This window comes from Arthrobacter sp. AOP36-F1-5, assembly GCF_058137995.1.
In genome coordinates, this window is sequence record NZ_CM176892.1 from 419,292 (window position 1) to 434,447 (window position 15,156).

General features: G+C 58.3%; 8 protein-coding genes. All 8 read left to right on the plus strand.

All coding sequences use genetic code 11. The annotated features are described in order from the left end of the window. Positions 1-149 precede the first annotated feature (149 nt). Positions 150-3,434 (plus strand): helicase-related protein, encoded by a 3,285-nt coding sequence (locus AC3ZI9_RS01995; RefSeq protein WP_489923784.1) that lies wholly within the window; start codon positions 150-152, stop codon positions 3,432-3,434. Beyond that, positions 3,434-4,099, plus strand: coding sequence for a DUF4391 domain-containing protein (locus tag AC3ZI9_RS02000; RefSeq protein ID WP_489923785.1), 666 nt, complete (start codon positions 3,434-3,436; stop codon positions 4,097-4,099). The genes AC3ZI9_RS01995 and AC3ZI9_RS02000 overlap by 1 nt, the downstream gene beginning before the upstream one ends. A 3-nt stretch (positions 4,100-4,102) precedes the next feature. Further along, positions 4,103-5,986, plus strand: coding sequence for a site-specific DNA-methyltransferase (locus AC3ZI9_RS02005; RefSeq protein ID WP_489923786.1), 1,884 nt, complete (start codon positions 4,103-4,105; stop codon positions 5,984-5,986). A 6-nt stretch (positions 5,987-5,992) separates the two neighbouring features. After that, positions 5,993-9,112, plus strand: a complete 3,120-nt coding sequence (locus AC3ZI9_RS02010) for a type III restriction-modification system endonuclease (protein ID WP_489923787.1) — start codon at positions 5,993-5,995, stop codon at positions 9,110-9,112. Positions 9,113-9,121: 9 nt separating this feature from the next. Continuing rightward, complete coding sequence (locus AC3ZI9_RS02015) at positions 9,122-10,912, plus strand: GmrSD restriction endonuclease domain-containing protein (RefSeq protein WP_489923788.1); 1,791 nt, start codon at positions 9,122-9,124, stop codon at positions 10,910-10,912. 281 nt (positions 10,913-11,193) lie between these two features. Next, positions 11,194-12,702 carry a class I adenylate-forming enzyme family protein gene (locus tag AC3ZI9_RS02020; protein ID WP_489923789.1) on the plus strand — a complete coding sequence of 503 codons (1,509 nt, stop codon included), beginning with the start codon at positions 11,194-11,196 and terminating at the stop codon, positions 12,700-12,702. Next, positions 12,699-13,958, plus strand: a complete 1,260-nt coding sequence (locus tag AC3ZI9_RS02025) for a beta-ketoacyl-[acyl-carrier-protein] synthase family protein (RefSeq protein WP_489923790.1) — start codon at positions 12,699-12,701, stop codon at positions 13,956-13,958. The genes AC3ZI9_RS02020 and AC3ZI9_RS02025 overlap by 4 nt, the downstream gene beginning before the upstream one ends. A 13-nt stretch (positions 13,959-13,971) precedes the next feature. Further along, on the plus strand, positions 13,972-15,144 hold the full coding sequence (locus tag AC3ZI9_RS02030) for an acyl-CoA dehydrogenase family protein (RefSeq protein ID WP_489923791.1): 1,173 nt from the start codon (positions 13,972-13,974) through the stop codon (positions 15,142-15,144). Positions 15,145-15,156 lie beyond the last annotated feature (12 nt).

Sequence of the window (15,156 nt, forward strand, 5' to 3'; positions counted from 1 at the left end):
AGTTTGTGCTCGCGAGAATCGCTGGCATGTATCTGGGATGCCTTGGTGAGCATGCCCGATCGTCTGTGTATCCGAGAGCGGGAGTTTTCATCTGGTGAGACTGTTGGCTTTGGGTACGGCGGTTCCTTCGTTGGGGTAGGTGGCTGAGTATGCGCATGATCGATAACGTCAACGATCTGCTCGGTGATGATCTCAAAGCGGTGATCAAACCGGGGTCCAAGGTGCGCATTGCGGCGTCGGCTTTCTCTATTTTTGCTTTTCAGGCTTTGCGTGAGGAGCTCGAGCAGGTTTCCGGGTTGGAGTTCATTTTCACTTCTCCGTCGTTCGTGACTGAGGAGGTCACGGATCAGCTCCGTAAGGAACGTCGGGAGTTTTTCATTCCGGCGGGTCAGGCGGAGTCGAGTCTGCACGGGTCTGAGTTCGAGGTCCGGTTGCGTAATCAGTTGATGCAGCGTGCGATCGCGAGGGAATGCGCGGATTGGGTGCGCCGCAAAGCGGTTTTTCGTTCTAGCGCTACGGGGCAGCCGATGCAACAGCTTGCCGTAGTTGATGACAGCGTGGCTTATTTTCCGATTCAGGGTTTCTCGACCACTGATTTGGGGTATGAGAGTGGTCCTGCGGTTTCGAATGTGGTCACCAAATTCGAGGGGTCTGCTGAGACCCGACATTTTTTGGGCCTTTTTGATCAGATCTGGCATGACCCGGCGCAATTGGATGATGTCACTGAGGCAGTGCAAGAGCATATTGCCAGTGTGTATGCGGAGAATTCCCCGGCACGGATCTATTTTTTGGTCCTTTATAACTTGTTCGCGGAGTTCTTGGAGGACATCGACGAAGATGTGTTGCCTAACGATCGCACCGGGTATCAGGAGACGAAGGTCTGGCAGAGTCTGTATGACTTTCAGCGGGATGCGGCGACGGGGATCATCAATAAGCTCGAGACCTATAACGGGTGCATCCTTGCCGACAGTGTGGGTTTGGGTAAGACGTTCACTGCGCTGGCGGTGGTGAAGTACTACGAGCTGCGTAATAAGTCTGTCTTGGTGTTGAGTCCGAAGAAGCTGGCGGAGAACTGGACGAACTACAACGCGAATCTGACGACGAATATTTTCGCTTCGGATCGGTTCAACTACGACGTCCTGGCCCACACCGATTTATCCCGGGTGAGGGGCGAGTCGTTGGGGTTGCGGTTGGATCGGGTGAACTGGGGTAATTACGACTTGGTGGTGATCGATGAGTCGCATAATTTCCGCAATGCTGATTATGCAGAAGAGAAGGAATCGCGTTATCAACGGTTGATGCGTCAGGTGATCCGTGAGGGTGTGAAGACCAAGGTTCTGATGCTCTCGGCAACTCCGGTGAATAACCGGTTCAATGATCTGAAGAACCAGCTCCAGCTTGCCTATGAGGGGGAGTCGGCGAACCTGGCGAAGAATTTGAATCTTTCCACGACGGTGGAGAAGGTCTTCAGTGATGCCCAGAAGGTCTTCAACGAGTGGCAGAAGTTGGGTGTGGAGGATCGGACCACTGACCGGATCCTGCAGATGTTGGACTTTGATTTCTTCGAGCTGCTCGATTCGGTGACGATTGCCCGGTCTCGCCGGCATATCCAGGCGTTCTACGACACGACGGAGGTCGGTGCGTTTCCGACCCGTCTGGCACCGAAATCGATTCGTGAGCCGTTGACCGACTTGCCCGGGGTACCGGGGTTCAACGAGATTTTCGAACAGCTCCAGAACCTGACGTTGGCGATGTATACCCCGTTTACGTACGTGTTCGCCAGCCGGCTGGCGAAATATGAGGATCTTTACAGCGTCACTGCCGGCACGGGTCGGGCCAATCTCGGTCAGGCGGGCCGTGAGCAGGGTTTGAAGAAACTGATGACCGTGAACCTACTCAAACGCTTGGAAAGCTCCGTGGAAGCGTTTCGGCTGACCCTGTCACGGATTGAGGGGTCGGCTGAGAAGGCATTGTCTCGTTTGGATTCCCACGCTGCTGCGTCTTCGGGTCTGTCGGCGGAGTTGTCGGGGTTGGATTTTGATCTCGATGACGAGGAAGACGCGAACGTCGAGGCGATTTCCTTCGGGGAGAAGATCAAGATCGAACTGGATGACATCGATGTGGAGTCCTGGCGGCGAGACCTATCCAACGACCGTGAAACGCTCCGTGGCCTGCTAGCGGAGATGGCCAAAGTCACCGCCGAACATGATCTGAAACTACAGCGGATCAAGAACCTCATTACCGATAAGGTCGCCCACCCGATTAATGAGGGCAACCGCAAAGTACTGGTGTTTTCCGCGTTCGCCGATACCGCGAACTACCTTTACCGCGAGTTGGCGCCGGTCCTACAGGAGGCAGGGTCACAGATGGGGGTGATCACTGGGGGTAGTCATGGGGCGAAGACAACGTTGGGGACCGGGTTCGACTTCCAGCAGGTCATGGCGATGTTCTCGCCGACGTCGAAGCAGCGTCATCTGATGATGCCGCAGGAGACTCGTGAACTGGATGTACTCATCGGTACCGATGTGATCAGTGAGGGCCAGAACCTCCAGGACTGTGACTACCTGATCAACTATGACATCCATTGGAACCCGGTGCGGATCATTCAGCGTTTCGGGCGTATCGATCGCATCGGTTCCACGAACGAACGAATTCAACTGGTTAACTTTTGGCCCGATATTTCCTTGGATGAGTACATCAATCTCAAGGAACGGGTCGAGAACAGGATGGTGATCGCCGACGTCACCGGGACGGCAGATGACAATGTGTTGTCCCAAGAGGATCCCGATGCTGCTTTCCGGAAGGAACAGTTGCGCAAACTCCAGGACGAAGTCATTGAGCTGGAAGACGTACGGACCGGGGTGTCGATCACGGATCTGGGTTTGAACGATTTCCGGATGGACTTGCTGGGATACATCAAAGAACACGGTGACCTGGCCAAGGCGCCCAAGGGGTTGCATGCGGTGATTCCTGCCGATCCGGCCAAAGGGTTGAAGCCCGGTGTGATCTTCGCTTTAAGGAACGTGAACACGGACCAGGATAATAATCGGGGCAACCGGTTGCACCCGTATTATCTGGTTTACCTCGATGATGCGGGCGCTGTCGTGGCCGATCACACCGAGGCGAAGCATTTGCTGGATCTGATCCGTGGTGGGTGCCGGCCTTATGATGAACCGGTCACCGACGTGGTCCGGGCCTTCAACAAGGCAACAAAGGATGGCGCCGAGATGGGCCGGTATTCGGATCTGCTGACTGAGGCGATTCATTCGATGATCGACGTCACTGAGGAACGCGATATCGATAGCCTGTTCACCGGTGGGCATACTTCTGCGTTGACGCAGGCCATTGCCGGGCTCGATGATTTTGAGTTGATCGCGTTCATTGCCGTCATCGACCCTGCCCTGACCGTTGATGATGGGCCGGCTACGTCCTGATGGTTGATCTGCTTTACCGATGGCCGGCTGCCGCGAAGTTTGGTAGCCGGGTGCCGAAAGAAAAGTTCTACTCACACGGGACCGTCACCGCGGTGGTGAAAGACAAGTTCGTTTCCGAAGTCCAACGCATCACCTGGGCCTATAAGCTCGCCGAGGCCACGATCAACCTTCCGGCGAGTCTGGCGGTGCCCGAGGTTCAGGTTTTCCACATCGATGCGAAGGGGAAGGATGTCTCCGATGCGGTGTTGGCCGCTATCGATAGGGCGATACCTTTTCCGATCATTTTCGAGATCACCGGTAGTAGTGGTGAGTCGGCCCGCGTGCGGATGGTGGCGGCGCATAAACAGCTTGGGGCAGGTGCCCCGAAGATGAGCCCCTACTACACGACCGCGTGGCAGCACCCCGATACTGCACGGGAGCCCGTGCCGGCGGCGACGAGCCTGTCGGGGCTTTATACGGGGCTGTTGGGGCCGTTGATGCCGGTGGTGGTGCGTCCGGGTGAGGAAATGACGGGGGTGGCTGACAGACTACAAACTGTAGCCAAACTCGAACGAGAGGTGGCTGCGTTGGAGCGTAAGCTCCGCAACGAACCCCAGCTCAACCGCAAGGTCGAGTTACGTCGTACTTTGAAGATCAAGCAAACCGAATTGGAACAACAAAGGTAGCCCGTGGAGAAATTGCGTATGACCTCGCCCGATTTGACCGATAAGAATATCGCCAAGATCGCCGACCTGTTCCCTGGCGTCGTAACCGAGACTCTTGATGATGAGGGTAATCCGAGGCAGTGCATCGACTTCGACATGCTGCGTCAGGAACTCTCGGATCATGTTGTTGATGGGCCTCAGGAGCGCTACCAGTTGGATTGGCCGGGTAAGCGTGCAGCTTCGTTCGCGGCGAACGCGCCGATTGCTAAGACGTTGCGTCCGGTGCGTGAGGAGTCGGTGGACTTTGACACCACGAAGAACCTCTTCATCGAAGGCGATAACCTGGATGCGTTGAAGTTGCTTCAGGAGTCCTATCTGGGCAAGGTCAAGCTGATTTATATTGATCCGCCGTACAACACGGGTAATGACTTCGTTTATAACGACGACTTCGCAGAAACCGCAGAGGAATATCTGTCGAGGTCGGGACAGACAGACGACAGCGGGGCCAAATTATCGGCGAATCCGGAGTCGAATGGACGCTTTCATTCCGACTGGTTGAGCATGCTCTACCCGCGCCTGCAGCTGGCGCGAAACCTGCTCTCCGACGATGGATTGATTTTCATCAGTATCGATTCCGGGGAATTCGCCACTCTAAAGCTGATGTGCGATGAAATTTTTGGCGTTAGTAACTTTGTGGATGTTCTCGTTTGGCAGAAGAAGGTAAGCCCTTCGAACGATTCACAGTATTTCAGCAACGATCACGAACAGATATTGGTCTACGCCCGAAGAAAGCGGCCAGGAGTGGTGGGTAGGCTTGAACGAACAGAGCAACACAACAGGTACTATACGAACCCGGACAGTGACTCTCGGGGTCCGTGGAACTCGGTAGCGGCGACATCTAACAAGTCGGCAGATGAACGCCCGAATCTGTACTACCCGATCAAGAACCCCAAAACTGGGGAAGAAGTGTGGCCTTCGCGCCGATCGTCATGGAAGTACTCCCGAGAGAGTATGCAAGAGCTAATTGAGGACGAGCGCCTCTATTGGGGTAGCGATGGTCAATCTTCAGTGCCGCGAATTAAAAAATTTCTTACCACTGCGGGCAGGGTTGTCCCCAGAAACATTCTCGGGTATAAGGACTACGGGAGCACGCAGTCTGGAAAGGCAGACTTTAGGGAAATTATGGACGACATTCCCTTCGACTACCCGAAACCGTCGAGGTTACTCGAAGGACTTCTGGCGCTTTCGCCGGACTCGGGTGAGCCGACAATTGTGCTCGATTTCTTCGCGGGTTCGGGAACTACCGCTCAAGCTGTCCTGCAGAAGTCCGCCCAGGACGGCGTGGACCGCCGGTTCATTCTTGTTCAACTTGATGAACCCATCGTTTATCGCGGGGAGGCAGAGGAAGGCTACGATACGATTTCTTGCATCGCACGTGAGCGGATCAAGCGCGCTGGGCAAAAGCTGACATCTCAAGCTGCAAAAGCGGGAGCTCACCTAGACGTTGGTTTCCGTTCCCTCAAGATTGACACTACGAACATGATGGATGTTCTTCGTACGTCGGATAATACTGATCAGTTGGCTCTTGACGAGCTTGAGGGCAGTGTGAAGCCTGATCGCTCGGGTGAAGACTTGTTGTTCCAGGTGTTGTTGGACTGGGGCTTGGAACTGTCGATGCCTATTGCTGTTGAGCAGATCGACGGTCATGAGGTCTTCGTCGTTGAAGATGATGCGCTGATTGCGTGCTTTGACGACCACGTCAGCCCGGAGCTTGTGCGAGAGATTGCTAGGCGGGGGCCGTTGAGGGTTGTGTTCCGTGATTCCGGGTTTGATTCTGATGCTGCGCGGATCAATGCGGAGCAGGTTTTCCGTGAGGTCTCGCCGGTGACTGACGTGAAGGCGGTCTGAATCTAGATGAAGCTTCAGTTTAAGGTCCAGGGCTACCAGACCGATGCTGTGGATGCGGTGGTGGAGAACTTCGCCGGTCAGCCCAAACACGACGGTATTTCCTACCGGGTTGATCCGGGGAAGGCGAAGCCGGTTTCCAATCCTGGGTTGTTCGAGATGAATGCTGTGTGGGACTCGGGGTTGCGTAACGCCGATATTGCGCTGTCCAGTACGCAGTTATTGGAGAACGTTCGTAAGGTGCAGGGTTCTCGGAATCTGCCCTTGTCGACGGAACTGGTCCAGAGCAAGGCTGCCCCGGGGGCGCCGAGTCTGACGGTTGAGATGGAGACTGGTACGGGCAAGACGTACGTCTATATCAAGACGATCATGGAGCTATATAAACGATACGGCTGGTCGAAATACATCATCGTTGTTCCCTCGGTTGCGATCCGTGAGGGCGTGAAGAAATCGTTCGATGTCACGGCTGAGCATTTCCAACAGTTTTATGGGACGAAACCACGTTCGTTTGTCTATAACTCTTCCCAGTTGCATGAGTTGGAGCGGTTCAGTTCCGATGCCGGGGTGCAGGTGATGATCATCAACATCCAGGCGTTCAACGCTACGGGTAAGGATCAGCGGCGGATTTATGATGTGCTCGATGATTTCCAGTCCCGCCGTCCTATTGATGTGATCAAGGCGAACCGGCCGATCGTGATCATTGATGAGCCGCAGCGTTTCGGGGTGGAATTCGATACTAAATCCGGGAAACCGAAGAATGCCTCGACCTCGATCAAGTCTTTGGCTGAGTTCAATGCGTTGATGGTCCTGCGTTACTCGGCGACCCATAAACCGCATCATGAATACACGAAAGTGCACCGGTTGGATGCGTTGGATGCGTATAACCAGAAGCTGGTGAAGAAGATCGCCGTGCGGGGTATCACGGTCAAGGGCCTTGCCGGGTCGAGTGCGTACCTTTATTTGGATGCGATCGAGATCGCGAAAGGTGCGAAGCCTCGAGCCCGGGTCGAGATTGAGGTCCAGACCAAGGGCGGGCCGATCAAACGCCAGGTTAAGCGCTTGGATATGGGGACGAATCTGCATGATATCTCCAATGGCATCGAAGCCTATAAAGGCTTGATTGTCACCGACATCGACGCGACCCGGGATCTGATCGAGCTCAGTAGTGGGGATGTGGTCACTGCAGGTCAGTTGGCTGATGGTGATGTCACGGAGGAGACGAAGCGTCGGATCCAGATCCGTGAGGTGGTCCGGGCGCATCTGGAGAAGGAACGTGAACTGTTCAGCCAGGGCGTTAAAGTACTCTCCCTGTTCTTCATTGACGAGGTGGCCAAGTACCGCGACTATGAGCGTGACGACCACCTTGGCGAGTATGCCCGTGTGTTCGAGGAGGAATACACGGCCATCCGGGATGAGGTTCTTGCTGAGTTGCCGCTGGATGAAGCGGCCGTGGCCTATCAGCAGTATCTGCGTCGCGACGTGGTGGGTGCGGTGCATGAGGGGTATTTCTCGATCGATAAGAAGAGCAAGCGACAAGTCGACGGCAAGATCAGCGGCCGTGGCGACGATAAGGGCCAATCTACTGATACGGATGCCTACGATCTGATCCTCAAGGATAAGGAACGTCTGCTTTCCTTCGCCGAACCGGTGCGGTTCATCTTCTCCCACTCGGCCTTGCGGGAGGGGTGGGATAACCCGAACGTGTTCGTGATGGGGATGCTGAAGAAGAGCGACAACACTGTTTCTCGGCGACAGGAGATCGGGCGTGGCCTGCGGTTGGCGGTTGATCAGCAGGGGGACCGGATGGATAACCCGGTTACGGTGCATCAGGTCAATGAGCTGACTGTTGTCACCGATGAGGCGTATACGGATTTTGTGACCGGGTTGCAGAAGGAGCTCTCCGAGTCCTTGGCTGCCCGTCCGCGTAAGGCGAGCGCCAAGTTCTTCACCGGTAAGACCATCGTCACGAAGGAAGGCGAATCCTCCCTTGGGGAAGCGGAGGCGTTGGCGCTTTATAAGTACCTGATCAAAAATGACTACCTCAACGACGACGACACCGTCTCGGAGGCCTATAAGGAGGCCAGGGAGTCAGGGACGTTTGCTGTGACGACGTCCGAGGTGCTGCTGCCGGTCATTGATTTCGTGTGGCGTTTGGTCGACGAGCTATACATTGATCTGCCCAAGCCAGTGGATGCCCGTAAGCTCAAGAAGCTTGAACCCAATGCCAACCTGGGGCGGAAGGAGTTCCAGGAGTTGTGGGGGAGGATCAACCACAAGGCGGTGTACCAGGTTGAGTTCGATTCGGATGAGCTGATCGGTAAGTGCGTCAAGGCGCTGGATAAGCATCTGAATGTCGCAGCGATGCAGTATGTCGTCCAGGCAGGGCAGCAACGTGACTCGTTAGATGCCGAGGACTTGAGCTCCGGCGAGGGGTTTACTGCTACGAGCACGGAGACGGAAACCGAGAAGATTAGCGCCGGCTCTCAGGTGCAGTACGACTTGCTGGGTGAGATTACGGAGAAGACCCAGTTGACTCGGCGTACGGTCGCGGCGATTCTGCGCGGTATCGGGCCGAGCACGTTCGGGAAGTTCCGTATCAATCCGGAGCAGTTCATTACCGAGGTTTCGCGGCTGGTCAATGAACAGAAGGCGACGGTCATCGTCGAGCACCTCAGTTACGACTCCTTGGAGGACCGGTACGAGACGGCGATCTTCGCGGAGAACCAGACGAGACAGGAACTCATCGCAGGCCAGGAAAAGTTGGCTAAACATGTTTATGACTATGTGGTTACTGATTCGAAGGTCGAGAAGGCGTTTGTTGCCGAGTTGGAGACGAGTAAGGAAGTCGCGGTTTATGCGAAGCTCCCTCGGGGGTTCTTCATCCCGACACCGGTGGGAGACTACAACCCGGACTGGGCGATTGCCTTCACCGAGGGCAGCGTGAAGCATGTCTATTTCGTCGCCGAGACCAAGGGCTCCCTATCGACCCTGCAACTCAAAGGAGTTGAGGAGGCGAAGATTGAATGTGCCCGTAAATTCTTCGAATCCGTGAGTGAGGCCAACGGCCAGAACGTGACTTACGGGGTTGTCACTGATTACACCGAGTTAATGCAACTCGTGGCCGGTTAGGGGAGAGTGATGGCGAAGTACAAAGTCACGCAGTCGGCGGTCACGCAGTTGTTGGAGGATGTTCGGCGCGAGCAGATCGCCATTCCTGAGCTGCAGCGGCCGTTTGTCTGGGACAGTGTCAAGGTTCGGGATCTCATGGATTCCCTCTATAAGGGTTATCCGGTCGGTTATCTGATCACTTGGCAGTCCGTGGGCGCTTATCTCAAGGACGCGCAGATCGCGGCCCACCAGCAGATCCTCATTGATGGGCAGCAACGTATTGCGGCCCTTCGTGCGGCGGTCGCCGGGTTGAAGGTAGTCAATAAGCGGTATCAATCTGTTCGGATCAAGATCGCGTTCAACCCGGTATCGGAGCTGTTTGCGACATGGACTCCAGTGATCGGGAAGAATCCCGAGTGGATTCCCGACATTAGCGAGCTATTCAACGCCACTTCCACCTATGGCTTCGTGAAGGCCTACTTCGAGGCCAATCCGGAGGTTGATCCCCAGGTGGTTGAAACCAATATTGGTCGACTCGAGGCAGTGAAGAACGCTCAGATCGGTATTATCTCGCTCAATGACGACCTGGATGTCGAAACGGTTGCGGAAATCTTCATCCGGATCAATTCGAAGGGTGTCCCGCTGAGTAGCGCAGATTTTGCGATGAGCAAGATCGCCACCTTTGGGGAGCGCGGCCGCAATATCCGCAAACTCATTGATTATTTCTGCCAGCTCGCTGTTGCACCTCATGCGTATTCGGATATTCAGGACAACGACACCGATTTCGCCGCAACTAAGTACCTCTCGGCGATTTCATGGCTGAAAGACGATACCGGCGACCTCTATGATCCGACCTATGGAGACATCATTCGCGTCGCTGGGTTGGTGGGTTTCAGCCGCGGCAAGGCCTCTTCGATCGTGGGTGAAATCTCCGGCCGGGACCCGGAAACACGAAAGATCGACGAGAGCCGCATCCCGGTTGCTTACGACAAACTTGAATCCGCGCTGCTCCAGATCGTAAAAAAGTACCATTTTGAAAACTTCATCATGATCATCAAATCAGCGGGCTTCATCGCGCCGGGCATGATTGGTTCAAAGAATGCCCTGAACTTCGCCTACGCCCTGTATTTGCGTCTGCGGGCCGATGCAACCCTCTCCGAGGGAGAGCGCAAGCGCATCGTCAGGCGCTGGTTCGTGATGTCGATGCTCACCGCGCGACACTCGGGCAGTTTCGAATCAACCTGGGAACAAGATATCCGGCGGATTAACACGCAGGGAGCTGCCGCCTATCTCAAACAGATCGAAGAGTCAGAACTAACGGATGGTTTCTGGGAGGTCTCCCTGCCGAACTCCTTGGAAACCACGAGCACGGCGAGCCCCTTTTTCCAGTCCTTCCTGGCAGCCCAAGTGGCAGGTGGTGCGCGTGGGTTCCTCTCCAAGAGCATTACGGTCGCTGCTATGCACCAGCAGTCCGGCGACATACACCACGTGGTTCCCAAGGATTTCTTGCAGAAGAATGGTTTCGCAGACCGGTCTGACTATAACCAGGTAGCGAACTTCGCGTTGACGGAGACCTCGATCAATATCAGTATCAGCAATAAGCCTCCCAGCGTGTATATGGCTGATATTGCTGCCCAGATTGAAACGGGGGTAATAGTCCTTGGTGAGATCACTGATTCGGGGGAGCTTGAACGTAATCTTGCTGAGAACGCGATCCCGCCGAACCTAGCCAACGTGACAGCGGGCATGTATCCGGAGTTTCTTGTGGAACGCAGGAAACTCATGGCCGGGGTGGTCCGGACATACTTCGAAGGACTCTAAGGAGTATTTGAAGAGGAGCCGCCATAGCAGTTTGGGTGCCACCTCTTGGTGAGTTCGAATGTCCAGTAAATCTCGCAGATCCAGCCAAGCGTGCTCGCAGAATGGTGAAACAATCAGAGGAAGGCACGCTACGACTCTTTGGCTGACGTCGTCGGGTACCGGCTCGTAGGCAGTCCAACTGCTGAGGCCAGTTCCCCTCGGTCCGGGAAGAGTCACTAGAGTCGAGTCTGGCTCAAAAACATGAGCCAACCGGATTGCGTCGAATTGCAGGGAGGCCGCGGGTGCCCATCACACGGACCGTGCTGGACATGGCCGAAAACCATTCCGGCCAGCCGGCGATCGTCGGGGACGACGGCCGCCTGTCTTATGCGCAGCTCGTCGAAGACTCCCGACGGATGTTCGCCGTCGTTGATGCCCTGCACGGCGCCCAGGTCACTCCACCACCAGCGGCTGCCGAAACTGCCGGCATCCCGATCACGGCAGTCAGCATCTCCTCGGCGTTCCACACCTCGCGCATCATCGCGGGACTCGCCGGGTTCCGTGCCGTGTCGGCGACCGTGGACCCGCAGTGGCCGCTGGATCACCAGATCGGCGTCATTCTCTCCACGGGAATCGGCGTGGTCATCAGTGACTCGACCGACCTGGCAGAGGGGCTCATTGCGCACGGATGGACGGGCACCATCATCACCCTCGCCGAATTCAGGCAACAAGAGGCGGCCGCCGGCCCAACACTCGAACCGACGGTTCGGGATGGCGAGGAACCGTTTCTCCTGTTGTTCTCCTCCGGCACGACGAGCAATCCCAAGGCGTTCCTGAAGACCCGACGCCAGTACCGCGAGAACTTCGCCGTCTCCAGCGCCTACCTGGAGCCGTACGCCGGCATCGCCACCCTTGCCCCCGGCCCGGTGTCCTACAGCCTCACCCTGTACGCGCTCATCGAGTGCTTGGCATCCGGTGGCAGCGCCCACGTGGCTGATGCCTTCGATCCGGCGGCATTGAGCCGGCGTATCCTCGACGAGAAGATCACCCGCGTAGTGGCCGTCCCCGCGATCGTCCAAACACTGATCGATGCCGCCCGCCGTAACCCGGAATCCCTCGCGACACTCGAACTGGTGGTCACCGGCGGCGCGAACCTCCCCGCGATCCTTCGCACCGAGCTGGCCGACGTCCTGCCCGATGTGCGGCTCATCAGCTACTACGGGGCCGCGGAGATTGGGTTCATCGGTGACAGCCGGGGTAGTGACGGCACCCGCATCAGCGTCTACGACGGCATTCGAGTGAGTATCAGGGACGAACAGGGCAACGAAGTACCCGACGGCGAACCGGGCACCCTGTGGGTCCACGCCGCCTCATGCTCCGACGGGTACCTCCCGGGAACAACGGACGCGGTGCTGCAAGGAGCCGACGGCTGGGCGACGGTGAACGATCAGGGACGGCTGGGCGACGGCGCCCTGGTGTTGGAGGGCCGCGCCGGAGACATCGCCATCACCGGCGGGCACAAGGTCTCGCTGCCCGGTGTGGAACGCGCCTTCGACGGGATGCCACAGCTGGGAGCGGTCTGCGCGGTGGCACTGGCCCACGATCGGCTCGGCACCGTCGTCGCACTCGTCATCGAGGGGGAGGCGCCGGAGAAGAGCGAGCTGCTGGCCCAGGCCCGCCGGGAACTGGCCCCGCAGTTCGTCCCGCGCCGTTGGTTCCGGATGGAGCAGCTGCCGCGCACCGTCGGCGGGAAGATCCGCCGCCCTGCCGTCGCCGATTTGGTCGCCCGCGGAGAGGCGGTGCGTTTATGAACGATCGTCGTCGCGTCATGATCACGGGGCTGGGGGTGATCACCCCGAGCGGCTTGGACGTCCCGACCCTATGGGACAACGTCGTCCATGGCCGCAGTGCCATCACCACCCTCGATGGTCCCGAGTTCGAGAACCTTGCCGTCCGCATCGGCGGCGAAGTGACCGGTTTCGACGCCACCACCGTCCTGAAGCCCAGCCTGGCTCGCCGGCTCAGCCCCAGCCAACACTGGGCAGTAGCCGCCGCCGACCAGGCCATGGAACAGGCCGGCTGGACCCCGGACGCGGGGGAGATGCCGTGGGATCCGCAACGCTTTTCGATCATGGCAGCCACCGGCTCCGGACCGGTCGATGCCATGCAACAAGCCACCCGCATCCTGGACCAGAAGGGCCCACGGTCCGTGCCGCTGACGTTGGCGATCCATGGCGCACCGGATGCCGCGGCGGCCATACTCAGCCAGCGGTACCAGGCGTTCGGTCCCGCCCAGGGGGTATCGGCCACCTGCGCCAGTGGGGCGATCGCCCTCGGGGAGGGCCTGCGCCGGATCCGCCACGGCTACGCCGACGCCGTCCTGGTGGTCGGGATGGAGGACTGCCTGAACGCGGTGAACCTGGCATCAAACGCGAATATGCGGGCACTGGCCGCAGGCTATGAAGATGACCCGACTGCCGCCTCCAGACCGTTTGACCGGGCGCGGTCCGGCTTCGTGATGTCGGCCGGCTCGGCGGCCATTCTGCTCGAATCCGAAGAGAATGCCCGCGCCCGGGGAGCCACCGTGCTGGCTGAACTGGCAGGATTCGGAGCCGCCAGCGACGCCTATCACGCCACCGCACCACATCCGGAAGGACGCGGAGCAGCGCAGGCCGTCCGCGACTGCCTTGCCGATGCGGGTGCCACCGCAGACGCCGTCGACCATATCAACGCGCACGGTACCGGAACCCCCGCCGGTGACGCCGCCGAACTGAACGCTCTGGAGGCCGCCCTGGGAAACCGGGCCCGGACCATCCCGATCAGTGCCACCAAGTCGAGCACGGGCCATCTGCTCGGGGCCTCGGGAGTCGTCGAAGCGGTCATTGCCGTCCAGTCGCTCCGCAACGGGATGTTGCCGCCGACGATCAACCTCGAGGATCCCGAATTCAACGGCTGGGATATCGTGGCCGGCGAGGCCCGACGTCAGCAGGTCACCGCCGTGCTGTCGAACTCCTTCGGATTCGGCGGGCACAACGGCGCGGTCCTGATCACCCGTGGGAATGAATAACGAGGGAGCACCTATGCCAGACCGAGAGATCCGCCATGCAGAGTTGGCAGAGCAGTACCTGCCCGAGGATCTGTTGGAGCGCTTCCGCGACCGCGCCGACCGTTACGACCGGGAGAACAGTTTCTTCCACGAGGACCTGGCCGAGCTGACCGAGCAGAACTACCTCATCGTCTTCGTTCCCGAGGAGTTCGGCGGCCCGGGTCTGAGCCTGAATCAGGTGTCCCGGCTGCAGCAACGCCTGGCCACCGCGGCACCCGCAACGGCGCTGGCGATCAACATGCACCTCATGTGCACCGGCGTCGCCCGTGCCCTGTTCGAGCGCGGGGACCGGTCGCTGGACCATGTGTTCGGCGAAGCCATGAACGGGGAGATCTTCGCCTTCGGGATCAGCGAGCCGGCCAACGATTGGGTGCTCCAGGGCTCGAAGACCACCGCGGAACCACAGGACGACGGCGGCTATCTGCTGACCGGGGTCAAGATCTTCACCTCACTGTCCCCGGTATGGACACGACTGATCACCCACGGGCTGGACAGCGCCGATCCCGAGAATCCGACACTGGTGTACGGGTTCATCGAGCGGGATACCGAAGGCATCACGGTCTCGGAACAGTGGGACGTACTGGGTATGCGCGCCTCACAGAGCCGGGCCACCTCCTTGGAAAAGGTCAAGATGGCGCCCGAGCGGGTTGTCCGGAAGATGCCGACCGGGCGTCACCCCGACCTGCTGGTCTTCGCGATCACCAGCAACTTCCAATTGCTCATCGGCTCGGTCTATGCCGGGGTCGCCCGCCGTGCCCTCGACCTGGGTGCCCAGGGACTGAAACGCAGGAAGTCGGCCAAGACCGGCACGACCTACGCCGAGGTCCCCGAGTTCAGGACCCGACTGGCCGACGCCCATATGGAGTACATGGCGGTGCCGGCCCAGTTGGATTCCTATAGTCGTGACTTCGACGAACTCGTCGACCACGGCGCGGGCTGGCCGTTGCGGCTGGTCAGCGCCCGCATCAACGCCTCGAACGTCGCCCGCCACGCGGCCGAGGCCGCGCTGATGTGTGCCAGCGGCAGTGGCTTCAATAACGGCAACGAACTCAACCGGCTGTTCCGCGATGCCACCGCCGGGCTGTTCCACCCGCCGACCATCGATGCCGCCCGGCCGATGTACGCGGCCGCGTTGCTCGACGACTGATTAAGCACCGTT